The organism is Pseudomonas sp. 2hn (assembly GCF_019646095.1).
GTDB lineage: Bacteria > Pseudomonadota > Gammaproteobacteria > Pseudomonadales > Pseudomonadaceae > Aquipseudomonas > Aquipseudomonas peradeniyensis.
In genome coordinates, this window is sequence record NZ_CP081016.1 from 3,800,022 (window position 1) to 3,824,937 (window position 24,916).

At 66.6% G+C, this 24,916-nt stretch carries 20 protein-coding genes and 1 pseudogene; 12 read left to right on the plus strand and 9 right to left on the minus strand.

Annotated features, from left to right (window positions below; genetic code table 11):
- Positions 1-7: 7 nt before the first annotated feature.
- Positions 8-1,822 (minus strand): allophanate hydrolase, encoded by a 1,815-nt coding sequence (atzF, locus tag K2O50_RS17115; protein WP_256205981.1) that lies wholly within the window; start codon positions 1,820-1,822, stop codon positions 8-10.
- 346 nt (positions 1,823-2,168) lie between these two features.
- Between atzF and K2O50_RS17120 the strand changes: the two genes are divergently transcribed.
- The gene (locus K2O50_RS17120; protein WP_050705171.1) at positions 2,169-3,032 is read left to right on the plus strand and encodes a sensor domain-containing diguanylate cyclase; all 864 of its coding nucleotides are present in this window, start codon (positions 2,169-2,171) and stop codon (positions 3,030-3,032) included.
- A 106-nt stretch (positions 3,033-3,138) separates the two neighbouring features.
- Here K2O50_RS17120 and bla read toward each other — a convergent pair whose 3' ends face one another.
- Positions 3,139-4,014, minus strand: a complete 876-nt coding sequence (bla, locus tag K2O50_RS17125; protein WP_052896438.1) for a class A beta-lactamase — start codon at positions 4,012-4,014, stop codon at positions 3,139-3,141.
- A gap of 205 nt (positions 4,015-4,219) precedes the next feature.
- On the opposite strand from bla, the gene K2O50_RS17130 reads away from it, so the two are divergent.
- From K2O50_RS17130 to K2O50_RS17145, 4 genes are all read left to right on the plus strand, one after another.
- A complete protein-coding gene (locus K2O50_RS17130) occupies positions 4,220-4,537 on the plus strand; it encodes a hypothetical protein (protein ID WP_050705170.1) in 318 nt (105 codons plus the stop codon).
- Between the two features lie 99 nt (positions 4,538-4,636).
- Positions 4,637-5,020, plus strand: coding sequence for a tautomerase family protein (locus K2O50_RS17135; RefSeq protein ID WP_050705169.1), 384 nt, complete (start codon positions 4,637-4,639; stop codon positions 5,018-5,020).
- Between the two features lie 50 nt (positions 5,021-5,070).
- On the plus strand, positions 5,071-5,289 hold the full coding sequence (locus K2O50_RS17140; RefSeq protein ID WP_189657284.1) for a hypothetical protein: 219 nt from the start codon (positions 5,071-5,073) through the stop codon (positions 5,287-5,289).
- A gap of 17 nt (positions 5,290-5,306) precedes the next feature.
- A complete protein-coding gene (locus tag K2O50_RS17145) occupies positions 5,307-5,960 on the plus strand; it encodes an HD domain-containing protein (RefSeq protein WP_050705168.1) in 654 nt (217 codons plus the stop codon).
- Between the two features lie 124 nt (positions 5,961-6,084).
- On the opposite strand, the gene K2O50_RS17150 is transcribed toward K2O50_RS17145, so the two are convergent.
- Complete coding sequence (locus K2O50_RS17150) at positions 6,085-6,546, minus strand: Lrp/AsnC family transcriptional regulator (RefSeq protein ID WP_050705167.1); 462 nt, start codon at positions 6,544-6,546, stop codon at positions 6,085-6,087.
- A 129-nt stretch (positions 6,547-6,675) separates the two neighbouring features.
- On the opposite strand from K2O50_RS17150, the gene K2O50_RS17155 reads away from it, so the two are divergent.
- The 6 genes and pseudogenes from K2O50_RS17155 to glsB all read left to right on the plus strand — a co-directional run bounded on the left by K2O50_RS17155 (position 6,676) and on the right by glsB (position 12,852).
- Positions 6,676-7,911 (plus strand): Zn-dependent hydrolase, encoded by a 1,236-nt coding sequence (locus K2O50_RS17155; RefSeq protein WP_050705166.1) that lies wholly within the window; start codon positions 6,676-6,678, stop codon positions 7,909-7,911.
- Between the two features lie 38 nt (positions 7,912-7,949).
- The gene (locus K2O50_RS17160; protein ID WP_050705165.1) at positions 7,950-9,155 is read left to right on the plus strand and encodes a diaminopropionate ammonia-lyase; all 1,206 of its coding nucleotides are present in this window, start codon (positions 7,950-7,952) and stop codon (positions 9,153-9,155) included.
- 195 nt (positions 9,156-9,350) lie between these two features.
- Positions 9,351-10,520 carry a MerR family transcriptional regulator gene (locus K2O50_RS17165; RefSeq protein WP_050705164.1) on the plus strand — a complete coding sequence of 390 codons (1,170 nt, stop codon included), beginning with the start codon at positions 9,351-9,353 and terminating at the stop codon, positions 10,518-10,520.
- Positions 10,521-10,545: 25 nt separating this feature from the next.
- A pseudogene (locus K2O50_RS26700) lies at positions 10,546-11,103 on the plus strand (HD domain-containing protein); the annotation flags it as partial.
- Between the two features lie 9 nt (positions 11,104-11,112).
- Positions 11,113-11,619, plus strand: a complete 507-nt coding sequence (locus K2O50_RS26705; protein ID WP_256205983.1) for a GNAT family N-acetyltransferase — start codon at positions 11,113-11,115, stop codon at positions 11,617-11,619.
- A 315-nt stretch (positions 11,620-11,934) separates the two neighbouring features.
- Positions 11,935-12,852, plus strand: coding sequence for a glutaminase B (gene glsB, locus K2O50_RS17175; protein WP_050705163.1), 918 nt, complete (start codon positions 11,935-11,937; stop codon positions 12,850-12,852).
- Positions 12,853-12,861: 9 nt separating this feature from the next.
- Here glsB and K2O50_RS17180 read toward each other — a convergent pair whose 3' ends face one another.
- Complete coding sequence (locus tag K2O50_RS17180) at positions 12,862-13,896, minus strand: AraC family transcriptional regulator (protein WP_050705162.1); 1,035 nt, start codon at positions 13,894-13,896, stop codon at positions 12,862-12,864.
- 238 nt (positions 13,897-14,134) lie between these two features.
- Here K2O50_RS17180 and K2O50_RS17185 point away from each other — a divergent pair, with 238 nt between their 5' ends.
- Positions 14,135-15,082, plus strand: a complete 948-nt coding sequence (locus K2O50_RS17185; protein WP_050705161.1) for a transporter — start codon at positions 14,135-14,137, stop codon at positions 15,080-15,082.
- Positions 15,083-15,312: 230 nt separating this feature from the next.
- Here K2O50_RS17185 and K2O50_RS17190 read toward each other — a convergent pair whose 3' ends face one another.
- From K2O50_RS17190 to K2O50_RS17210, 5 genes are all read right to left on the minus strand, one after another.
- A complete protein-coding gene (locus K2O50_RS17190; RefSeq protein WP_050705160.1) occupies positions 15,313-16,590 on the minus strand; it encodes a DSD1 family PLP-dependent enzyme in 1,278 nt (425 codons plus the stop codon).
- 15 nt (positions 16,591-16,605) lie between these two features.
- Entirely contained in the window at positions 16,606-18,000 is a 1,395-nt protein-coding gene (locus K2O50_RS17195) for a D-arabinono-1,4-lactone oxidase (protein ID WP_050705159.1), read from the minus strand.
- Between the two features lie 15 nt (positions 18,001-18,015).
- Positions 18,016-18,372 (minus strand): cytochrome c5 family protein, encoded by a 357-nt coding sequence (locus tag K2O50_RS17200; RefSeq protein WP_050705158.1) that lies wholly within the window; start codon positions 18,370-18,372, stop codon positions 18,016-18,018.
- Between the two features lie 305 nt (positions 18,373-18,677).
- Entirely contained in the window at positions 18,678-22,913 is a 4,236-nt protein-coding gene (locus K2O50_RS17205) for a hemagglutinin repeat-containing protein (protein WP_050706430.1), read from the minus strand.
- Positions 22,914-22,951: 38 nt separating this feature from the next.
- Positions 22,952-24,661, minus strand: a complete 1,710-nt coding sequence (locus K2O50_RS17210) for a ShlB/FhaC/HecB family hemolysin secretion/activation protein (protein ID WP_050706431.1) — start codon at positions 24,659-24,661, stop codon at positions 22,952-22,954.
- Positions 24,662-24,916: the final 255 nt, after the last annotated feature.

Sequence of the window (24,916 nt, forward strand, 5' to 3'; positions counted from 1 at the left end):
ACGCTCCTCAAGCAGGTTTGCGGCTGGCGATGAAGGCGCGCCATCCGCCAAAGGCGGTAATGTCTTCGGCGCTTGCCAGTGCCAGGGGCTCGCAGATGAACCCCTTGACCCAGCGGCCGTCGGCCAGTTGCAGGTTGCCGATGCCCAGCGGTGGCGGGATCTCGGCGACAAATTCGCCAAAGCGCGCAAGCGGGATGTCCCACAGTTCGACGATGATCGACGCGCCTTCGACGGCCCTGGCCAGCCCCGGCTTGGGCGGCACGGAGCCCGGCAAGGCGTAGAGCCGATAGTCGGGAGCGGTCAGGGTCTGCTCGACCAGCACCGCGTTGCGATTGCGCAGCTGGAAATTCAAGGGCATCCCGCTCAGGTGCGCACCGACGACGGCGACACGAACGCTTTCGGGAGCCGGCTGCGGCTTGGCCATAGGTGGCAGCGAGCGTCCGGTGTTGCCCAGGGGCAGGTCGAAGGCCGCCTGCAAGCGCTTGCCCAGCGACGCCAGCGCATGGTCGTGCCAGGCCGGTGCCAGCAGGGTGATGCCCGCCGGCAGCCCGTCATCGCGCATGCCCGCTGGCAGGGCCAGGGCGCTCAGGTCGGCGAGGTTGGTGAAGTTGGTGTAGGTGCCGAACTGCGAATTGAACAGAACCGGCTCAACCTTCATCTCCTCGAGCGTGCGCAGGGTTGGCGAGGTCGGTACCAGCAGTGCGTCAAAACCTTCCAACACCTGGTTGATGGTTCTGCTCAGCTCCGCGCGCAGGTACTCGGCGCGATAGACATCACGGGCGTCGTAGCGATAGCCCTGCTCGACGACACTACGCACGACGGGGTCGATAGCCTGCGGCGACGACTCCAGCATGGCGGTCAGCGCGACGGTCCGCTCGGCCACCCAAGGCCCCTGATAGAGCTGCTCGGCCAGAGCACGGAACGGCGTGAAGTCGACAGGCACCAATTCAATGCCCATCTCGCCCAGGCGTTGCAGCGTCTGCTCGAACACCGCCTGGTTACGCTGGTCGCCGAAGAATTCCAGGGTATCGGGAATCGCCAGGCGTGGCGCGGTGCCAATGGCCACCGGAGCTGTGCCCGGGTTGCGACGTGAATAGGCATCGGCGCCATCGTAGCCACCGGCCAGTTCGGCGACGGATTCGGCGTCGGCCACGCTCAAGGCGAACACCGACACGCAGTCCAGGGTGCGGCAGGCCGGCACCAGCCCGTGGGTGGACAACCAACCCTTGGTCGGCTTGAGGCCGACGATATTGTTGAAGCCGGCCGGCACCCGCCCGGACCCGGCGGTGTCGGTACCCAGGGCAAACGCCACCAGCCCGCGGGCGACGACCGACGCCGAGCCGGAACTGGAACCACCGCTGACATAGTCGGGGTTGAAGGCATTGGGCACCGCGCCGAACGGCGAGCGGGTACCGACCAGTCCGGTGGCGAATTGATCAAGGTTGGTCTTGCCGATCAGCACCGCACCTGCGGCCTGCAAGCGAGCGACCACGGTGGCGTCACGCTCGGCCTGGTAGGCGAACGCCGGACAGGCGGCGCTGGTGCTCCAGCCGGCGACGTCGATGTTGTCCTTGACCGCGAACGGCACGCCATACAGCGGCAGCTTGCCCAGGTCGCCCTGTACCGCCGCCAGCTGTTCGGCCAACAGTGCCAGGCGCCGGGCCAGTTGCTCGGCCGAGGCCAGGCTGAGCCAGGCCGGGTCGTCAGCTCGCGCCTGCTGCAACACCTCGAACAGCACATCGGGGCTCAGGGCTTCGTCGCGGTACGCGCGTTGCCAGTCGTGAAGCGTCCAGCCGGTGAAGGGGGTGGTGTGGGTTTGCATACAGGGCTCCATCTTGTATCCAAGGATGGATGCGACATGAGCAACCTTCGGGCCATATTGCCGCAGCCCTTGATTTGCAAGGGTTTGCCAATGTTCGCCGCTTTTTTTCAAGGCGATCCTGCAAGCACATGGTGCACCGGCTCGCGTTCGCGGTGCGTTACAGTGCGCATGTCCTCAGGCGACAAACGCCGAGGGTTTTGCGCCCGCCCAGGTAGTGCCCCGCCCCAGGTCCTGTGTATGCTGCACGGGCGCGGCGAGCGCCCCCCCGGCGGCTTGCAGGACCTCGCGCGGCCGCCCTGCGTGATCGGACCATGACCGGGCTACCCGTATCGGACACCCCTGCCCTATGCCCGTCGACCTGCAAGCGCTCTACCCCAGGCTGATCCACCTGATGCTGGACACCGTGTTCGTGGTCGACCGGGAGGACACCATCGTGTTCGTGAGCAACGCCTGCGAAGCCTTGCTCGGCTACCGCGCCGACGAACTGACCGGCACCCCGATCACCCGCTACATGCACCCGGACGACCTGGAGGCCACCCGCGCCTCGATCGTCCGGGTCATGGACGGCACCCCGCACTTCGACTTTCGCAACCGCTATGTGCGCAAGGATGGCGAGATCGTGCATATCCTCTGGGCGGCCTTCTGGTCCGACGAGGTAGGGGCGCGGATCGGCGTCGCACGCAACATCACCGCCCTCACCCAGGCCGAGCAGGAGCTGCGCTTTCTCGCCCATCACGACCCGCTGACCAAGCTGACCAACCGCTCGCTGTTCAACGACCGCCTGGCCACCGCCCTGCGCGCCGCCCGCCATCAGCAGCGCCAACTGGCCTTGCTGTTTCTCGACGTCAACGACTTCAAGGGCATCAACGATGTGCACGGCCATGCGGCCGGCGACCGCGTGCTGTGCACCATCGCCCAGCGCCTGCAGGACAGCGTGCAGGAAGCGGACACCGTGGCGCGGATCGGTGGCGACGAGTTCATCGTGCTGCTGACCGACGTGCCGTCGGAGGACGCCGTGTTCGAGGTGGTCGAGCAGATCGCCATGGTCATGGAGGAGCCGCTCGGGGCCGAGTTCGGCGATGTCAGGATGCCGTCCTGCAGCATCGGCGTGGCCTGCTATCCCACCGATGGCGAGGATGCCGACACCTTGCTCAGCCATGCCGATGGCGAGATGTACCGCAAGAAGCGGCGGCGGGTGCGGGTGGGGTGATGGCCTGTTGTGGCCACATCGCGGGGCAAGCCCGCTCCCACGCAAATGAGCGCGCGCAACCACTCGTGGGAGCGGGCTTGCCCCGCGATGTGGCCCGCACACTTGCTCAGCCCTTCCAGGCCTCCACCACCACCCGCGTGGCCGCCGCGATCGTCTCGCTGTTCCACGGCGCATCCTGTTTCGTGCTGCGGCTGAACACCACCAGGATCCACGGCGCCCGGCCCTTGGGCCAGATGACCGCGACATCGTTGGCCACGCCATAGTCGCCCGAACCGGTCTTGTCGCCCACCACCCAGTCCTTCGGCAGCCCGGCACGAATACGGGCATCGCCCGTGGTGTTGCCCTTGAGCCAGGCCTGCAGCTGTTGTTGCGCGGCGGCGGGCAGGCCATCGGTGAGCAGCAGGCGCTGCAGGGTCATGCCCATGGCCAGGGGCGTGGTGGTATCACGCGGATCCCCCGGCAAGGCGGTGTTCAGCGTCGGCTCGTTGCGATCGAGGCGGAAGGTCGGATCGCCCAGGCCACGGACGAACGCCGTCAGCCCGGGCGGACCGCCGACCAGCTCGAGCAGCAGGTTGCCAGCGGTGTTGTCGCTGTACTGGACGGCGGCGGCGCACAGTTCGGCGACGGTCATGCCAGGCCCGACATGCTTTTCGGTGACCGGCGAATAGACCACCAGCTGCTCGGTGCCATAGGCGATACGCCGCGCCAGCAAGCCCGGCTCGACCTCATTGCGGTGCAGAACGGCGCCGGCGAGGACGGCCTTGAACGTGCTGCAGAAGGCAAAGCGCTCTTCGCCGCGCCAGGCCAGCTGCCGACCGCTGCCGGTGTCCAGGGCCCACAGGCCGATGCTGCTGCCGCTGGCTGCCTCGAGCTGTTGCATCGCCTGGCGCAGCGAATTGTCCGCCCAGGTGGGCAGGGTCAGCAGGGCCGAGCAGCCGAGCGCGCCCTGGAGCACGCGGCGACGGCTGAGGGTGGTGATCATGCAGGCATTCCTTGAGAAAATGAGCAAAACGCGAAGGCTAGAACGTTTTAGCACCTGAGCCAAGCAGCGCCTTTTCCCTCCAGCAGGACCACCCATGCCGTGGGAAAGCGGATTCTTTTCGCGCCACTGCCCTGGCCACCCTTGCGTTGACCGGCAAAAGGCAGGACAGTAACCGGGTGTTCCCGCAATGAAACGGAGATTCGCCTTGACTACCGATCGCCTGAGCCTGCTCCAGTTCGAGCAACTCAGCCTGAAGCCCGCCGCCGCCAGCCAGTTCGCCCTCTCGCTGAAGGACCTCGAACAGCTGACACTCCCCGAGCGCTACGCCTATCGTGCAGCCCACTACCTGGGCGACATGGCCGAGGCAGAGAACAGCCAGCAGCTGGCTGTCGCCAAGGACCAGGGCATCGGTTTCACCCAGGGCCTGCTCACCGCCGCGGCCATCGAAGACGCCCTGGCGAAAAGGCTGATCGAGGTCTTCAATAACGCCAGCGAGCGTGCCCTCAAGCTGCTGCCACAGTAACGGTAGTTGCTTTCCCGAGCCCGGCGCCTGTCCGGGCTCATGCCTGATCCTGCCCTACCAGCTTCTGCGTCTCGCCTGGCCATCGTCCAAGGAGTCCACATGCCACTGGTACGCATCGATATCAAGCGCCACCCCGACCCGGCTCATCTGCGCACACTCGGCCAGATCGTCTACGCCTGCATGCGGCGCACGATCAATGTGCCCGAGCACGACAATTTCCAGATCCTGACCGAACACGACGGCGACCGCCTGGTGAACGACCCGCAGTACCTGGGCATCCAACGCTCCGACGGCCAGGTGTTCATCCAGATCACCCTCAACGAAGGCCGCACCCTGGAGCAGAAGAAGGCGCTGTACCAGGCCATCGCCGAAGGTTTCGAGCGCGAGGCCGGGGTGCGACCGGAGGATGTGTTCATCAACCTGGTCGAGGTGCGCAAGGAGAACTGGTCGTTCGGCAACGGTATCGCCCAGTACGCCAGTTGACGGCAGTGGGCAGCCTGGCACCGTCCTTACCCTGGCCGCAGGAGCATCCGATGATCAGCGAACTGTCCGTTCATGTCCTGTTCCGCAGCCTGTGCTATCCGCTCGGTTGGCCACTGGTGAAGCTGGCCACGCTGGGCAGGTACCCGTCCAGGGGCGCCTGGTACACCGAGCGCGCCGAGGCCGAGTGGACAGCGGCCATCGGCCTTGTCGTACTCTTGCTGCTACTGATGCTGTTGCTGGGGCAATTCGACGTTGCGCCTTTCCCCTGATCCGCTGGAGCCCTTCATTGACCAACACGCCCTTCTTCCCCTTGCAGACCCTCGCGGCCGAGTTGCTGCCCCACCTGCCCGCCGACAGTAACGACGGCTCCCACGACCTTGCCCATCTGCAACGGGTCTGGAGCAATGTCCGGCGTATCCAGGCCAGGGAAGGCGGCGACCTTGAAGTGCTGCTCGCCGCCACCGTGCTGCACGATTGCGTGGCGGTGGAAAAGAACTCGCCCCTGCGTGCGCAGGCCTCGACGCTGTCGGCCGAACGCGCCGCCGCGATCCTTGCCGACATGGGCTGGCCGCAACCGCGCATCGAGCAGGTGACCCATGCGGTGATGACCCACAGCTACTCGGCGGGCCTTTCACCGCAGAGCCTGGAAGCGAAGATCCTCCAGGACAGCGATCGCCTGGACTCCATGGGCGCCGTCGGCATCGCCCGCTGCTTCTATGTGTCCGGGCGCATGGGATCGGCGCTCTACGACGTCGAGAACCCTACCGCCGCAGGCCGGGACTATCGCGACAACCGCTTCACCATCGAACATTTCCACACCAAGCTGCTCAAGCTCGCCTCGGGCTTGCAGACCGGCGAAGGCGCGCGCCTGGCCGCGCTCAGGCATCAGCGGCTGGCGTCGTTCCTGGCCGAATTCATGGAAGAAATCGGGGTGGACTGATACCCGTCCCAGTCTACCGTTCGTGGAACTTGGCAACGGCCAGGAGCACGACCGCAAGGAATGGCCTGCGGAGCGCTTCGCGCACCTGTTGCAAAGCGGCTGAATCGATCACGTCAGCATTGACTCAGGCCGCAGGCACCTGCATGCCTGTCTTCACATTGCTCATCGACACCAGTGTCTTGAACCGCTTGACATTGTTGCTCTCGAAGAACAGCGCTCGCGTCAGCTGGGTGTACTGTTCCATGTCCCGCACAAGCATGATCAGCACGAAGTCGCATTCCCCCGCCACGTAATAGCACTGTTGCACCTGTGGGCAGGCCATGAAGGTGCGCTTCATGGCGTCGAGCAGGTCGAGTCGCTCGTTCTCCACCTCCACTTCGGTGATCACGGTCAGGCTGTAGCCCAATGCGCCTGCGTCCACCTGGGCCACGGTTCGCTGGATCACGCCGTCGTGGGTGAGTTTCTTCAGCCGGCGATTGACCGCAGCTGACGACAGGTTCACCTGCGCACCCAGCTCGATCTGCGAAGTGCTGGCGTCACGCTGCACGGCGTCGAGCAGTGCGCGGTCGAAGGAATCGAGGCTCATGGCATAGGTCCTGAGAGGCGCATGAAAACGCAATGAAATTACGCCTCATGTCGAAAAATCAATATTTCAGTTCACAACCACTGAATACCATTTCAGCAACACCGCATGAAACGCTTTCCGGAGAACCCCATGAGCGAGCTTTACCTCAATGGCCCGAAACTGCTGGAGCAAATCCACGCCTTGGGCAAGATCGGCGCCGATGCACTCGGCGGCGGTAGGACCCGCATCGCCTTCACCGACGCCGACAAGGCCGGTCGCGACCAGCTGGTGGCCTGGATGCACGAGCTTGAACTGGAGATCGACGTCGATCGCATCGGCAACATCTTCGGCACCCTGCGCGCCTGCGACGACACCGCGCCTCTGATGATTGGCTCGCATATCGACAGTGTCACCCATGCCGGGGCGCTGGACGGTTGCTACGGGGTGCTGGCCGGACTGGCGGTGCAACGCGCCTACCGCGAAGCCGGTGCGCTTCCGGCACGATCGATCACCGTGGCAGCCTTCAGCAACGAGGAAGGCGTGCGCTACCAGCCGGACATGATGGGCTCGCTGGTCCATGCCGGTGGACTGGCGCTGCAAGCGGCGCTGGACACGCTCAGCAGCGATGGCACGCGCCTGGGTGATGAGCTGCGACGCATTGGCTATGCCGGCGATCTGGAACCCGGTGCAATCATGCCCCACGAGTACCTCGAGCTGCACATCGAACAGGGGCCGATTCTCGAAGCCGAGGATACGTTGATCGGAGTGGTGGAGAACCTGCAAGGGATTTCCTGGCAGCAAGTGACGGTGACAGGCAATGCCAACCATGCCGGCACCACCCCGACCCGGCTACGGCATGACGCAGGTTACGCAGCCTGCGCCGTGGTCACCGAAATGCGGCGCCTGGCGCGCGACAGCGGCACGACGTTGGCCACCACCGGTTGCATGCGCTTCGAGCCCGATGTGATCAATGTGATCCCGCGTCGCGCCACCTTTACCGTCGACCTGCGCGATCCGGACGAACAGCGCCTGCAACAGGCCGAGACACACCTGGCAGATCTTCTGCGGCAACTTGCCGAAGCCGAAGGCGTGGTCATCGAAACCGAGCAAAAAGTACGTCTGGAGCCGGTGATTTTCGATGCCACGCTGGCAAATGCCATCGAGGCCAGCGCCGGGCGCCTGGGCCTGAGCCACCGGCGCATGACGTCCGGCGCCGGCCACGATGCGCAGATGATCGCGCGTATCGCTCCAGCGGCGATGATCTTCGTGCCCAGCCGTGGCGGTATCAGCCACAACCCGCGTGAGCACACCGACGACGACCAGTTGCTCAATGGCGCGCGGGTGTTGCTGGACGTGGTCACCCAACGCCTGGGGGCCAGGCGCTGAAGCCTGCCCCATCGCTGTCTGTCGAAAGGAAATTTCCCATGCTGTTCACCAACCCCAACGCCACACGCACGCCCTACCCCGCCTCCCTGCAAGCCCTGATGAGCATTCGCCGGGCCAACGAAAGCCGTCAGTGGCTGTCGCACTGGCCGCAGTTGCGCGCCACCGGCACACCGCTCCATAACCTGCCAGACCTTGCCGCCGAGCTGCGTGTCGGGCAGGTTCTGCTCAAGGACGAGTCGGTGCGCTCGGCGCTGGGCAGCTTCAAGGCACTGGGGGCGCCCATCGCCCTGGTACGCCTGATCCTGCGCACCTTCCCCGCGCTTGGCTTCAGCGCCGCCGGCCTGTTCGCTGGTCGGCACGCCACTCAGTTGGGCGATTTCAGCGTGATCAGCGCTACCGACGGCAACCATGGGCGCGCCCTGGCAGCCGCCGCTCAGAGCATCGGCTGCCGTTGCATCATCGTTCTGCACGCCCAGGTCAGCGTCGAACGGGAACAGGCCATCGCCGCCCATGGCGCGCAGATCGTGCGGATCGAGGGCAACTACGACGCCTCGGTGGCGCATGCCGCGGCACTGGCCCAGGCCAATGGCTGGCAGGTGGTCTCGGACACATCCTACGATGGTTACGAACAGATCCCTGGGGACGTGATGCAAGGCTACGGTACCCTGGTCGCCGAACTGGCCGAGCTTGGCGAGCGGGCTCCGACCTTCACCCATGTGTTCCTGCAAGGGGGCGTGGGAGGGTTGGCGGCGGGCGTCGTCAGCTACCTCTGGGAGCTTCATGGCGAGGGACGCCCGACCTTCATCGTGGTTGAGCCCGAGCAAGCCGACTGCCTCCTGCAAAGCGCCATGGCCGGGCAAGCGCGTGCCGCCAGCGGCTCGGTGGACTCGCTGATGGCCGGACTGGCCTGCGGACAGGCATCGCCGCAGGCGTGGCGATTCCTGCAACCGAGCGTCGATTTCTTCATGACCCTGGAAGACGTCGATGCGGTTGCCGCAATGCGCCGCCTGGCACAGGGCAGCGCCCGAGACATCCCGTTGCTCGCCGGTGAGTCGGCGGTGGCCGGACTGGCGGGGTTGACCCGTTTGATGGCACAGCCTGGTCTGGCAACCCAGGTGGGACTCGGTCGCGACTCGCGGGTGCTGTTGATCAGCACCGAAGGGGCCACGGCACCAAGCCTGTACGCAGAGCTGGTGGGCGAGACGGCAGCGTCGGTGCTGGCACGACAGCAGGCCTGGGGTTGAGTGCGCCGGCCTGGCCTCATCGCGGGGCAAGCCCGCTCCCACGCAGGTGATGCCGACAACGCCGTTGCCTGCGTAATGGCGCAATCCCAAAGATTGGGAGAACACCTGAAAAAAACACCCGTATCTGCGAGAACCCGCTTTACCTGTCTATAACTTCATAGTTCATCATCGCCCCACTGCATGAGGGGAAGACTGGTGTATCGCATTTCCGAACTGGCGGCGAAGGTGGGCCTGAGCCGCTCCACGCTGCTCTACTACGAAAAACTCAGGCTGGTGTCCTCGCGGCGCCAGGCCAACGGTTATCGCACCTACGGCGAGCAGGACCTGCAGCAGCTGCGCCTGTTGCAGCAACTGCAGGCCGGCGGCCTGAGCCTCAAGGAATGCCAGGCCTGCCTGGAAGCGCGCCTGGACCGCGCAGCCCTGCTCGAACGCCTGCACACCCTGGACGAAGAGATCGCTGCCCGGCAACGCTCGCGTGACCTGCTGGCGGCGATGCTCGGCTTGTCGTCCATGCGCCCCTGGCACCAGGCCCTCGAGCAGCAGGCACCCGGCGCCCACCTGGCGTGGCTGCGCCGGCAGGGATTCAATGAGAAACAGGCCCTGCGCCTGAAATGGCTGTCCCGCGACATGAACGAACACGACCGCTACATGGCCGACTTCGAACGCATCTTCGATGGCCTCGAGTACCTCGGCCCGGGCTCGGCACAGGACTCACTCAAAGCACTGCACGCCCTGCCCCACGCCCCCGCGACGCTGCTGGACATCGGCTGCGGCCGTGGCGCCTCCTGCGTGCTGCTGGCCGAACACAGCCAGGCGCACATCACTGCGCTGGACAACGACGAGCACAGCCTGGGTTGCCTGCGCGCGACCCTGGTCGCCAAGGGCTTGCAGGCGCAGGTCACGCCGATTTGCGCGAGCATGACCCAGCTGCCGTTCGCGCCTCGGCACTTCGACGCGATCTGGGCGGAGGGTTGCGCCTACATCATGGGCTTCGACAACGCCCTGGCGTACTGGCGCGCCTTTCTCAAACCCCAGGGTTACCTGGTGGTCAGCGACCTGGTGCGGGTGGCCGAAAAGCTCGCCCCGTCGGCCGAGGCGTTCTGGCAGGCCGCCTACCCCGACCTGCACAGCGTCGACACGCGCCTGGCCGCCATCACCCGCCTGGGCTATCGCACCCTGTCGCACTTTCCCTTGAGCGCGCAGGCCTGGGCCAACTATCTGGAGCCGCTGCGCGAACGCGTGGCCAGCCTGGCGGACGAGGACTTCGCCTCCCAGGCCCTGGCCGACATCCGCCGCGAACTCGAGATCCACGAAAACCACCTGGGCGAGTACGGGTATCATCTGTTCGTCATGCAGACGCGCTGAACCCGCCCCAGGACATGGAGTCACCATGAATATCGAAAAACTGCAGAACCGCCTCGCCTTCCTGCGCCAGGCCGAACAACTCAAGAGCGTCATCCGCAGCGCCCACACCTCCAGCGGCCGCGCCGAAAGCACCGCCGAGCACACCTGGCGGTTGTGCCTGATGGCCATCACCTTCGCCGACGAACTGGGCGACCTCGACCTGCTCAAGGTGCTGAAGATGTGCCTGGTCCACGACCTGGGCGAGGCCATCAGCGGCGATGTCCCGGCCGTCAGCAAACAGGGCTTCCCCGACAAGAGCCGGCAAGAGCGCGAAGACCTGCTGCACCTGATGTCGAGTCTGGACACCGTCCTGCGCGACGAGATCATGGCGTTGTGGGAGGAATACGAGGCCGCGACCTCATCCGAGGCGCAGGCAGTCAAGGCCCTCGACAAGCTGGAGACCCTGCTGCAGCACAACCAGGGCCGCAACCCGCCGGGCTTCGACTATGCCTTCAACCTCGATTACGGCAAGCGCTACACCGCCGCCACGCCGCTGTTCGAGGCCCTGCGCGGCCTGATCGACGCCGATACGCGCCGGCATCTCGACAATGGCATCACCCTGCGTGACGAGCGCCCCGAGGACGCCGACACCATCGGCCAACTGACCGAGGCCGCCTTCGCCAACGCCGAACACAGCAGCCACACCGAGCAGTTCATCGTCACCGCCCTGCGCCGGGCCGGAGCGCTCACGGTATCGCTGGTGGCCGTGGAGGCTGGTGTCATCGTCGGCCATGTGGCGATCTCCCCGGTGACCCTGTCGTCCGGTGCCGAGGGCTGGTATGGGCTGGGACCGGTCTCGGTGCTACCGCAGCGTCAGGGTCAGGGCATCGGCTCGGCGCTGATCAACGCCGCGCTGGCCCGCCTGCACGGGCTGGGTGGCCAGGGCTGCGTGGTGCTGGGCGACCCGGGGTACTATGGCCGCTTCGGTTTCAAGGCCCAGCCGGGCCTGAGCTTGCCGGGCGTACCGGCCGAGTACTTCCAGGCCCTGGCCTTCAGCGGTGATGTACCGCAGGGCAGCGTGCAATACTCCACGGCGTTCGAGGCAACCTCCAACGCGTAAACACGGTCACTATAGGCGATCACCCAGCCCTTCCGGGCTGCTCTATCCCACAGGGAACCATCCCCTGTGGGAGCGGGCTTGCCCCGCGACGGCGTCGGCAGCCACAATCTTGTCACGCCGACGCCATCGCGGGGCAAGCCCGCTCCCACGCTGGAACCCTGTGCCCCGCACGACAGCGTAGCCCGACGGGCTGTGTGATCTCCTACAGGTTGCGCATCATCGCGCGAGCCAACGCGAACAGATGTGCTCCGCAGCCAGCAGCCATCGTCTACCTGAACGTTTCGATCGCGCCTTTCCTTCGCACCAGGTTTCCCGATGCAAGCACTCCTGCAAGAGATCCTCGACCACGTCCGCCCCCTGCTTGCCCAGGGTCAGGTGGCGCAATACATCCCCGCCCTCGCCCAGGTCGACCCGAACCAGCTGGGCATCGCCGTGCAGAGCCTGGACGGCCAGCTGCACTGCGCGGGCGATGCGCACACGCCGTTCTCGATCCAGAGCATCTCCAAGGTGTTCAGCCTGGTGCAGGCGATCAACCACAGCGGTGAGGACATCTGGTCGCGGCTGGGCTACGAGCCCTCGGGCCAGGCATTCAACTCGCTGGTGCAGCTGGAGGTGGAGAAAGGCCGGCCACGCAACCCGTTCATCAATGCCGGGGCACTGGTGATCTGCGACATCAACCAGTCGCGCTATGCCACCCCCACCCTGTCGATGCGCGACTTCGTCCGTCGCCTGGCGGCCAACCCGCGCATCGTCAGCGACACCGTGGTGGCCGAGTCGGAATACCAGCACCGCGCGCGCAACGCAGCCATGGCCTACCTCATGCAGGCCTTCGGCAACTTCCACAACGATGTCGATGCGGTGCTGCGCAGTTACTTCCACCATTGCGCGCTGTCGATGAGCTGCGCCGACGTGGCCCGCGGCTTTGCCTTCCTGGCCAACAGCGGCTACTGCCCGCACAGCGGCGAGCAGGTACTCAGCCCGCGTCAGGCGCAACAGGTGAACGCGATCATGGCCACCAGCGGGCTGTATGACGAGGCCGGCAACTTCGCCTACCGGGTCGGCCTGCCAGGCAAGAGCGGCGTGGGCGGCGGCATCGTCGCGGTGGTGCCGGGGCGCTACAGCATCTGCGTGTGGTCGCCGGCGCTGAACGCCTCGGGCAACTCGCTGGCAGGGCTGCGGGCGCTGGAGCTGTTGAGCGAGCGGATGACCGGGTCGGTGTTCTCGGCAGTCTGAGCGAACACCCTACAGGGCCGGGCTGTCGCGCCAACCCGAGGGGCTCTGCCCGGTCCAGCGCTTGAACGCCCGGCGAAAGCCGCGCACATCGCTGTAGCCCAGTGCCTCGGCGATGCGTTCGATGGGCATGTTCGGGTTACCCAGCAGGCTCATCGCCCGCGACTGGCGCACCTGCTCCTGCAAACCTTCGAAGGTCACGCCGTGCTCGGTCAGGTGCCGACGCAGGGTACGGCTGCTCATGTTGAGGTCGGCGGCGACACTGTCGATCCGGCAGCCCTCAGGCAGATCGCGGGCGATGGCGCGCTCCACGCTCTGCAGCAGGCTGGCCTTGTGCTGCAACGGCGCGCACTCCAGCTCCAGCAGCTTGAGCGCCTGGCGCAGGGCGACCGGCTGATGGCCGGGCAACGGCTGGTCGAGCCAGCCGCTGGCGATCACCATGCGGTTGTGCAGGCAGCCGAACGTCACCGCCGGCCCTAACAGTTGCACGTAGCTGTCCCGATAGGCCGGCGCGGCATGGGTGAACTCGAAGCGCAACGGCTGGAACTCGGCACCGATCAGCGCCCGGCCGTAGACCAGCATGCTGGCGAAGAACTCCTCCACCGCGAACACCTGGATCTCGGCGTAGGGCAGCCGGCAGTCGACTTCGATAAAGGTCTCCTGCGCGCCTTCGTGCAGGCTGTAGACCGCGATGCCGCCGCTGGCGTGCTGGTAGCGCACGCCTACCTCGAAGGCGTCGCGCAGGGTCCTGCACAACGACAGCACGTGGCCGAGCAGGCCCAGGGTGCCCAGCACGTTGCGATGCCCGACCCACAGCCCCAGGCCCTGCCCGGGCAAGGCCTGCAGGGCGCGCTGGATCAACGCAACCGCCTGGCGGCAGGCGATGCGCTGGGCCGGATCCTGCAACTCGGCCGGGGTGAAACCCAGGCCGCGGCACAACCGCTCGCCGTCCAGGCCACGGTCGCTGGCGAGCTGGATCAGGGTCTGCAACATGAACGGCGACGCCAGCGCCAGGTCGAGTTGCGGGTCGAGGGGGGTACTGGGCATGAAAGGCTACTCCCGGGCCGAGGCGCCTGAGGTTCTAGTTGTCGGGGGCACTGCGCTCGGCGCCGTCATCATATCGCGCAGGGGCGTGCCCCGACGGCGAGAGTAACAAAATATTGCAGAGTGTCCGGCAAAGCCCCCCTGCCTGTCCGGCAGGGCCCTGCGCCCCCCGGCGGCCAGCGCTTATTTGTATAGGGCGGCACAACGCCGCTCGCCCACAACAATAAGAACGAGCCCGACCATGAACCCGACCCGCCACGCCTGGCTGCCCCCGGCAGCCGCCTGCATGCTCAGCGCCAGCCTCACTCTCCCCGCCCATGCCACCGAGAACGGCGTGGACAACATCGGCCCCGGCACCGACGGTTTCTTCGTCCTGCCGCTGAACGTCGACCAGTTGCCGGCGCACATGTTCGCCTTCAACCTCTACTACAACCACTACCAGGCGCGAAAGCTGGATATCAGCTCGCTCGGCGGCAAGGTCGAGCAGGTGAAGATCACCTCCGATGCGATCATCCCGCGGCTGGACTACCTCAGCCCGCTGCGCCTGTTCGGCGGGCGGGTTGGCGGCTACGTGGCACAGCCCTACATCCGCCAGCAGGTAGCGATGTTCGGCCAGCGCAGCCGCCGCGAGAGCCAGGGCGATGTCACCATCGCACCGATCATCCTGTGGGACATGGGCGCGGACCTCACCCTCGGCGCGGCGCTGGAGATCACCCTGCCCACCGGCGACTACGAAGCCACGCGCATGGCCAACACCAGCAACAACTTCTATACCTACAAGCCGCTGCTGTCGGCGACCTGGCTGCCCAGTGAACGCAGTGAGGTATCGGTCAAGGCCACCTACAGCTTCAACGAAGAGAACCACGACACTGACTACCGCTCGGGGCAGCTGTTCCATTTCGACTATTCGGCCAGCTACCGAGTGACCGACAACCTGCGCTTGGGGATCAATGGCTACTACGTGAAGCAGACTACCGACGACAAGCAGTTCGGCAGGACCGTGAGCTTCATGGGTGAGGATGTCGATGATGGGGTGCGCGGGCAGGTGTTCGCCATCGGCCCGGCGCTGCATTACACCTTCCTCGAGTACGCCAGCATCGAGGCGCGCTGGGCCAAGGAGTTCGCGGTGCGCAACAGGCCGGAGGGGGAGATGCTGTGGGTCAAGCTGAGTTTGCCGTTTAGTTTGTGAGGGCCGATCCGTTGCTATTTTCAGCGTTTACGCCTTGATCGCCGGGACTGCCTTGCAGCCCTTTCCGGCCGGTCCGACGCCTCGGCAAGGCCGCTCCTACAGGGAGTGCGGTCGCCTGTAGGAGCGGCCTTGTGCCGCGAAAGGGTCGCAAAGCGACCCCGGCAATCTTGAACTTGAAAGGGATGGCCCATTCAGGGGAATGCATGAGTTATTGACTGCGCAGCAACCCACTACGCATACACCGGCCAGCGCTCGACAATCCGCCCGCCGCGTACCGCCAGCAAGTCACCGAACTGCAGCAGGATCGCCTCGGACTGGGTCGGGCGCAGGAACACCTGGTCGTCGACCTGCAGGCCCACCGCCGCCGAGCCATTGAGCATTTCCTGGTTGGAGCTGCGCCCGTACAGGCCGTTGAAGCGCAGCCCCTTGGGCGACTCGGGCTCGGCCAGCCAGTTGCCGCCATAGATGAAGAAGGTCTCGCGCTGATTCGGGTCCCACCAGGCGAACAACGCCGACTTGCCGTCCAGCGCCGGAATCTGCACCGCACCCGTGCGCTTGATCACCGGCGTGGCGATATAGGCCGCCGGCTGGTGGTCCTGCAGCGACGGCAGGTCGTAGTGAGTGGGCTTGAGCAATGCCGAGCCCACCGATACCTCGCTGCTGGTGCGTTCGTGCTCGTGCATGCGGTAGCTCGGGCTGCCGGCGGTGTTGAGCGTCAGGTCCGAGTGCCACAACCCGGGGTAGCGGCTGCGGGCATGGTCGACGAAGCCGTCGTACAAGCCCATGACCTTGGCGAACAGCGCCTGTGGTGATCCGAGGATACCCGGCACGCCCATGCCGACGAAGGGGTCGTAGCCCATGAAGCCGGCGAAGGCCAGGTGCCGGGGATTGGCGGCGATGATGGCCAGCATCCGCTCCAGCTGCGCCGAGTCCTTGACCCCGCCACGGTGCAGGCCGACATCCAGCTCGATATTGATCCGCAGCCGGGTGCCCAGTCCCTGGGCCAGCGCCAGGTACTGTTGCAGGCGCTCGGGGGTGTCGAGCAACCACTGCAGTTGCCTGGCCGGGTCGAATGCGCCGCGATGCGCTTCATAGAACAGCTGCGCCGAACGCACCGGCAGCGGCTTGCCAAGCAGGATGTCGGCCTCGGGGAAGCGCAGCGCATCGTGGTTGAGAAACGGCTGGTGAAACGACATCAGCCGGCGGGTATCGGCACGCCGGGCGATGTAGTCGAGCAACTGCGGCGAGGGCAGCGACTTCTCCACCAGGCGCAGCTGCTTGCCGGCACGGCGCACCGACTGGGTCACCACATCGATATTGTGGTCCAGGCGGTCGAGGTCGATCAGCATCACCGGGCGCATCGGCCCGTGCTCGCGCAGCTCGCGCTGCAACCTGGCGAAATAGTCGTCGTGCGGCGCCCCTTGGGCGCCAGGGCGCAGCCAGGCGCCGGCAGCGGCCAGCAGCACGCCGGCACCGGCCGCGCCGACCAGGAATTTGCGTCTGTTCATCACATCTCCTTGTGCTCAGGCCACGCCGAGGATCGAGGCCAGGTGGCCATTGAGGAACTTGCCTGTCGGGTCCAGCGCCTGGCGCACCTCGGTGAACGCCTTCCAGCGCGGGTACAGCGGCTGCAGGGTGCGCGCATTGAGGGTGTGCAGCTTGCCCCAGTGCGGGCGCCCGGCGTATTTCCAGAAGATCGGCTCGATGGCGGCGAAGAAATTGTGGTGGTCCATGCTGTAGTGCTGGTGCACCGAGATCGAGCAACTGTCGCGCCCTTCGAACATGCTCAGCGGGATATCATCGGCCTTGACGTAGCGGTACTCGATGGGAAACCAGGTTTGCAGGTCGCGCTCGCGGATCAGCGCGAGGATCTCCCGCAGGCAGGCCGGGCCGTGCTCGGCGGGCACCGAGTACTCCATCTCGTTGAAGCGCACGTTGCGCACATTGGCGAAGATCTCGTACGAGTCACCGACCCGCTCGTCGAAGCTGGCGACATGCCGCAGGCTGTTGAGCAGTAGGCGCCGGGCTTCGGGAAAGTCGCTGCCGTACTTGTCGAGCTTCTCGATCAGGCTGACGAATTCGTTGCCACTGCCGCCGGCCGTATCCTGGTCAGCGGTGGCGGCATCATTGGTCTCGTTGAGGGCGATGGACAGCGCATAGTCGGAATGGGTGATCACCAGCATTTCCCAATGCTGGTTTTCCCGGGTGTTCTTCTCCACGTCCTCCAGCAATTCGTCGGTGCGGGCGATCCATTGCCGTTCGCGCAAGCGGAAGGCCTCGCGGTTCTGCAGGCGGATCCGCGTGGCCACGCCCAGCGCGCCGAGGGACACCCGCGCCGCGGCGAACACTTCGGGGTGCCGATGGCTGTCACAGTCGAGGACCTCGCCGCTGGCGGTGACCAGTTGCAGGCCGGTGACCTTCGAGGAATACGAGCCAAAGCCGACGCCGGTGCCATGGGTCGAGGTGGCGATCGCGCCGGCCAGGGTCTGGTAGTCGATGTCGGCCATGTTCGGCAGCGCCTGGCCGACCGCCTTGAGCGCCGCGCCCATCGCCGACATCGGCGTGCCAGCGGCGAACTCGGCCTGCAGGGTGGTGGGGTCGTGGTCGAGCAAGCCGTTGAAGTAGCCCAGCGACAGCAAGGTGCCGTCGCTGGGCACCAGGGCGCTGAAGGAGTGCCCCGAACCGACCGGACGCACCCTGCCGGGGGCCTGGCGGATGGCCTGGGCCAGTTCGTCGAGGCTCTGCGGCGCCAGCCGCGCCTCGGGCAGGCAGCTTTGCGCGCCGGACCAGTTGCGCCATGGGATCAGCCGTGGCGCGCGCAACAGTTGTGCCAGTGCCGGATTGGCGGAAAGCGCGAGCAACGCGCAGGCCGCGCTGGTGTGTTGCAGCCAGCGACGACGGGACAGGTGAATCGTCATGGGAGTACCTTGCGCTCAGTGGAGGGGCTGGCCGGACATGTAGCCGATCAGGGCAAGGAACTGCGCCTCGCTGCACTGCATGCACAGGCCCATGGGCGGCATGCCCTGGTAGCCGTTGATGCTGTGCTCCAGCAGGCGGTCGACGCCCTGGGCCAGGCGCGGCGCCCAGGCCGCAGCGTCGCCTGCCAAGGGCGCGCCGGACGCGGGGTTGGCGTGACAGGTCTGGCAGGTGCTGGCGTACAGCGCGGCCAACGCAGGGTCCGCAGGGGCGGCCAGGCTGGCGGCGGGTTTGCTGTCGTCGCGGCAACCGCCGAGCAGCAGGGCCAGGGTGGTCAGGGCGGCTGCGCACGGCAGCGGTGGGAAAAACGGCATGGTGCTCCCCTCTTCTACCGTGATCGGGCACGGTGTTTTCTTGTGGTGGGTAGGGGGCAACAGTACGGCGGGGACGGGCAGGCGGTTCAGGGCAATGGCGGACAGCGAGGGGGGTGGGATCGGACAAGCCTGCAAAGCGGGACTAGCCCGCTTGCAGGGGGCAGAAGATGACGAGCGCTGCGTGGGAGCGGGCTTGCCCCGCGATTCAGGCGGTGCGGTGCATGGCACCGGCGTTGCCGGTGATCGCGGGGCTAGCCCGCTCCCACGTAGTCTCTCTTCAGGTTGGGGGCACGAGGCGCGCCCTGTCAGCCCTTGTTGGTCAGGCCATCAACCTGGCCTTCGACCGTCACCGGCCCGACCTTCAGCTTGCCGCCTTCCAGCGACACGCTGGGCAGGCCGGCCTCCGGCAGCTTGGGCAGGTCAAGGGTGGCCTTGACCTGGTAGCCGAGCGGCTTGACCTCGGCCCCGAGCGTGGTACCGCCCTGCTCCACGCCCTTGACCTGCAGCTCCAGCCCACGCTGCGCCGCGATGCCCGAAGCCTGCGTGACCCCGGCCTTGCGCACGAACTCGCCCTGGGCATTGAACGATGGCGTGTAGTCGAAGCCTGGCTTCTCCTGGCCCTCCTTCGCCTCGCCCGGCTTGCCGGCCAGGCCCGCGCCCAGGTCGACCCGCACCGAGGTGGTGGTGTCCTGGCGTTCCGCTACCGTCAACCCGCCCGCCAGCTTGCCGCCGACCTGCTGGCCGTCGACCCGGGCGCCGCTGAGTTGCGCCGCACCGGCACTGTTCAGGGTCACATCGCCAGCGGTGATATGGCTGTTCTGCTGGGTGGTGGCCTGCAGATGGTCCACCTGCACCTTGCCGCCCAGGTCGAAGTCATGGGACGAGCTGACCTTTTGCCCGGCGTCCGCCGGTGTATTTCGGCTCAGGTTGCTCCCGGCCTTCACCTCGACGCCCCAGTTGGTACGACCCTGGGTGGACTGCGCCGACTCCAGCGCCAGGCCACCCTCGCCTGCGCCGACGTTGACGGCCGTGGCACCGACCTGGGTGCCCTGCAGATGCACCGACTGGCCGGCCAGGTCCACGTTGCCACGGCTGTTCAGCTGACCGCCGGCCAGGGTCTGCGAGCGTTCGTTGGTCTGGCCCACATTGAAGTTGCCGCCCAGCTTGCCGCTCAGGTCACGGCCCTGCTCACCGGTGGCAGCCTTGCCACCGAGGTTGAGGCCACCGCCCAGATGACTGCCGCTGACGGTCCGGGTGTCGCTGGCGGCCTGCAGGTCGAGGGCGCCACCGGCCTTGAGTTCGACCGGGCCGTTCGCGTCGATGCGCGTGCCCTGCAAGGTCTGGTCGCCAGCACTGCCCAGGCGCACCGGGCCGTTGCCGCTGATGCTCGCCACCTGGGCCTTGCTGTCGACACTGTGCTCGCCGGCATGGTCCAGCTGGAACCCAGCGCCCAGGTCGACCTTGTCGCCCACCGGCAAGGTACCCACGGTCAGCGAGCCGCTGCCACCGAGGCTGCCGGTGTCGCGACGCGCCTGGTTGCTGGCCTGGTCCAGGGCCAGCTTGCCGCCGGTGTTGACCGCCACCGCGCCCTGGCCACCGTCGAGACGGCTGCCTTCGAAGCGGGCATCGCCACCGACCTGGATGTTCAGGCCCTGGTTGCCACTGAACGTACCGACCACGGCAGTGGATGTATCTTCGCTCAGGTGCTTGCTGCCACCGGAACCATTGGCGGTCACGTTGAGGTCCTCGCCGGTCTTGGTGTAGATCCGGGCGGACACATCAGCGTTCACCTGCTGCTCGTTGCGGCTGTGGGTGTTGCTGGCCGCGTCGGCCTGCAACGAACCGGCCTTGATGTCCAGCGCGCCGCCGTTGGCGTTGTAGCGGGAGCCCTGGTCCTTCAGCGCGCCGGCCACGTCCAGCTGCACGCCCTGGCCATTGAACTGGCTGACCACCGCAGTGCCGGTCTGCTCGCCCTGTTGCTGGCTGGCATGGCCCACGGCCAGGTCGACGCCCAGGTTCGGCGTGCCGAGCTTGCCCAGCGCGGCGGTCAGCGAAGTCTTGCCGTCCAGCACGTCCTTGACGTCGTTGAGCGGCAGCTTGCCGTCGAGCGCATCCTTGACCGATACCTTGCCGTCCACCACGTCCTTGACCGCCCCGGCGATCGGCCGGGCGATGTCCTTGTACTCGACGTTGACACCGACATCCGCCGTCCAGCTGCTCTGCTGGTGGCTGCTGCTGGTGGTGTCGCGGGCCGCACGGTTGTCCACCTGGCCTGCGCTGATGCTCAGGGTGCCGGCGCTGTTCACCTGCGCGCCTTCGCTGGCCAGGGTGTCGGCCTTGATTTTCACGCTGCCGGCGCTGTCGAGGCCGGTGGTCTTCGCCGTGGTGCTGCTGGAAGTGTCCTGCTGGGTGCCATGGGCGAAGTCGACCCCGGCGCCGGCACGGTCCAGGCCGGCGGTAAGGTAGACGCCACCGCCGGTGTGGCTGCTGTCGCGGGACTCGCTGCGGCTGTCCTGCTCGGCCAGCAGCGACACCTGCTTGCCGGCCAGGGTGGTATCGCCCGCGGTGGACTTCACCGCTGCACCCTTGACGCTCAGGTCACCGCCGGCGGTCAACTGAACTTCGCTGCCGCTGAGGCTGGAACCCTGCTGGCTGACCTGGCTGCCACTGGTGCTCTGACGATCGCTCGCATAGCCGACGCCAGCACGATACTGCCCGGAGCCCGGCGCGGTCTCCTTGGCCGACGCAACGAAGCCACGGCTGCTGCTGGCGCTGTTGTGTTCGCGGGTGTCCTGGGCCGAGGCGACCTTCAGATCGCCCGCCGCCTCAGCGTTCAGCGCACCGGTGGCCTTGACCGTCGAGCCGACCACGTCGATGCCCTCGGCGCTGCTCAGGCCGACGTTGCCACCGGCCACCAGCTCGCTGCGCACCGCGGTGCTTTCCCGGCTGTTCTGCTTGGCTTCGTTGTGGCTGACGCCGAAGAACTTGCTCTGCTGGTTCTGGCTGTCGCGCTGGTCGGTGCGCGAGGCGTTGCTGATCTGCACCTGCTTGCCGGCGATGCGGATGTCCTGGCCACTGGTCAGCTGGGCACCTTCGGCCAGCACCGAGGCCTTGGCGTGCAGTGCGATGTCGCCACCCTTGAGCTGGCTGGTGACGCTGCGCTGGGTTTCATTGCGGTTGTCCCAGTCGGCCTTCCAGAAGCCCTTGGTGTGCTTGCCCTGGTCGGTCTGCACCTGGCGCTCGGTGGCGGCGGTCAGACGCAGGTCGGCGCCGCTGTCCAGGCTCAGCTTGCCGGGCGCCTCGAGGCTGGCGGCGCTGAGGGTGAGATCCTGGCCGGCGTGCAACCCGGCATCACGCTGTGCCACGACCCGGGTGGCGTGCTCGCGGGTGTCGCTGTCGGTCTGGGTGCGCTGGTAGGTCTCCCAGTCGATGCCCAGTGCGCCGCTGCGCCAGTTCTCGCGTTTTTCCTGGAGCTTGCGGCTTTGCACGGTGCTCAGGGTGAGGTTGCGTCCGGCGTCGAGCTTGACGTCACGCCCGGCCACGTCGGCGGCGGCCAGGGTCAGGTCCTGGGCGCCACGCAGTTCGACATCACCCTGGCTGCTGCGCACGCCGGCACGGGTCGCTTCCAGCGAGTCGGCCACGGCAGCGCCGCTGACGTTCAGGTCTCCCGCCGAGTCGATGCGCACGCCGTCGCGGCCGTCGATCTGCCCCGACCCGACCCGTACCCCGGCACCCTGCGCGGTGCTGACGATATTGATGCGTCCGGCCTGCATCGCGCCGAACAGGCTGGCATCGATACGCTGCTCGCCACTGGCCGCGCCGCGGTCGACGACCTTGACCTGGCCGCTGGCATAGTCCACCTGGTTGCGGCCCACGGTGAGGTTGAGCTGGTCACGGGCATCCAGACGGCCCTGGCTGTCGATGTGCGGGGCGATCAGGTTGACCGAACCGCCGTCGTTACGCAGGCCGGCGCCCTGCACCTGCAACTGGCCGTTGGCGTCCTGGGTGCCCAGGGCCTTGAGTCGGCCCGCGTCCAGTTCAGGGCGGCCCACCACCAGGCTGGCATTGGGTGCGTTGATGAAGCTGGCGCCGTTGACCGAAATCCCGTTGGGGTTGGCCAGCACGTAGTCGGCGGCGCGGCCGAAGATTTCCTGGGCGCCATTGATGGCGGATGCGTTGCGGCTGACCACTTCGTTGAGGATCACGCTCGCCGCCTGGCCCTGGAACTGCGGGTTGGCCGCCAGCTCACCGGCCAGCTGCGAGTGGCCGGCCTGCAGGGCGTTGTTCAGCACCAGGCCCTGGCGGTCGACGTTGTAGTCAAGGAACTGGTTGTGCGACAGGCCCGCGCCGTTGGGGGCGACGATATTGACGATGGGCACGCCGCCCTGGGTCTGCAACTGTGCCGTGCCCCCGGGGCCGGGGGCGACCACGACGCCGCCGGCCAGCGCCTGGGGCAGGCTCGCGGCCAGGAACAGGCTGGCTATCGCCCAGCGCAGCTTGCCTTGCGGGGACAGGTTGAAGGTAAAGGGGGTCTTGGGCATAGGTCACTCTCCATGTCGGTACTGCTAATTCGGTGCGCTCACATCTGCACGGCGGCCCTGAACAGCCAGACCTCTGGCTCGCGGTGGTAACCGCTGGGGGTGGTCAGGCTGCGCTGGTAGTCAACGTCCAGCTGCAGCGCCTTCCAGCTCAGGTTCAGGCCCAGGCTCGCGCCGCTCAGGCGCTGGCTGGCAGCGCCGTGGTCGGCCTTGATCCAGCCGTGGTCCAGCCCCAGCCGCGGGGTGACGGTCAGCGGCCCCTGGGGCTGCAGCGGCAGGCGCAGGGTGTTGCGCCACACCGCGCCGCTGGCCCCGGACAGGCTGCTGAGGCGGTAGCCGCGCACGGCGGAATCGTCGGTGCCGAGCAACTGCTCGATGGCCGGCAGCGGGTCGGGGCTGTACTGCAGGTTGAGCTGGCTCTGCCACTGCCAGGCCTGGCCCAGCAGCTGGCCGTTGCGCCATTGGCCGAGGCCGGCGCGGTACTTGCGAAACTGCGCCATGGGCAGGTCGGGCACTGGCCGATCGGCATCGTCGTCGGCGCCAAACCAGTGCAGTCCCTGGGCGTAGTTGAGGTCCAGGTTCCACACCGCACTGTCGAGCCAGAACAGGTTGAGCCCGGCCTCGGCCACCGTCAGCGTCGGGCTCTGCACGTCCAGGCGGACCTTGGCGAATTCGCTGTCGACGTCCTTGTGCGCCAGTTGCAGGCTGGCGCTCAGTTGATGGCGCTGGTCGCGCCACAGCACGCGCTCGCCGCGCAGGCTGAGCTGGTCGGTGATGCCGGTGCTGTGCAGGGTCAGGGTGCTGAGCTTGATCGGCGAGCGGTACTCGGCATGGCTGGCGAACAGGCTGAACGTCCAGTAGCCGTAGGGAATCGCGTAGTACAGGCTGGCATTGCGGCTGTAGCGATCGCCCTGGTTGAGGGTGTCGCTGGCCGACAGGCTGAGCAGGTCGTTGAGCGCCAGCGGATTGTCCAGGCTCAGGCTGTACACGCTGCGGTCACGGCCAGTGCTGGCGCTGCCGAGATTGTCCAGGCCCAGGCCCACGGAAACCCGTGGCTGGCCGGCGCTGCGCGGGCGCAGGATGATCCGCGAGGCGCCCGGCTGGCTGCCGGGGGCGATGTCGGCGGTGAGGTCGACCGAGCGCAGGCGGTTGAGCTGGTCCAGGCCCTGCTCCAGGTCGCGCAGGTTCAACGGCTCGCCGAGCATGCCGGGGAAGGCCCCGGCCAGGGATACCGGCAGGCGTTGGTCGGCCAGTTCGATGGCTTCCAGGTAGCCTTCGTCCACCAGGATGTCCAGCGACTGCCCGGCCGCCGGAGCGCTGCTCAGGTAGGGGCGGCTGGCGATATAGCCCTTTTCCAGGTACAGCGCGGTGATGCCCGCCAGCAGCTGATTGATCTGCCCCACGCCCATGCACGCGGCCACCAGGGGGTCGATGCGGGCATCGAGGGTGGCGCGGTCGATCAACGTGACACCGCCGATGCGCACCCCGGCCAGCGGCCAGCAGCGCGCATCCGGGGCCGCGGCCTTGGGAGCCTGTGGGGTGGTGTCGGGCGCGGTGAACGCGCCGCGTTGCAGTTGCCGGCGACGTTGTTCCAGTTGCAGTTGCTGCAGGTCGTGTTGCTGCTGTTGCTGTTGGCGCAGCACTTCCTGGCCGGGGGTAAATGTCTCGGCATGCAGGTTGCCGGCGCACAGGCACGCCAGTACGACAGACAGCGTTAATTGACGACGATCAACAGCAGACAGGTACGACATACAACACCCATTCGCAGGCAAAGGCACAGCGAGAATCGCAGTACTTGGAACTTCCCAGCACGGTCACCGAGGGTTATCGGCACACGCGCAATAACTTTAGAAAGTTGAGCGTTGTTTGTTGAAACGCTCGCGGAAAAGTTAACGACTGCTAATTACTACATGGCTCTGGGCATGACCGCAGGGTCACTGGATAGCCTGTAGTAAAGCGGGTATATGGGTTGACGAGATCGAATTGTCCAACAATCCAACTTGATG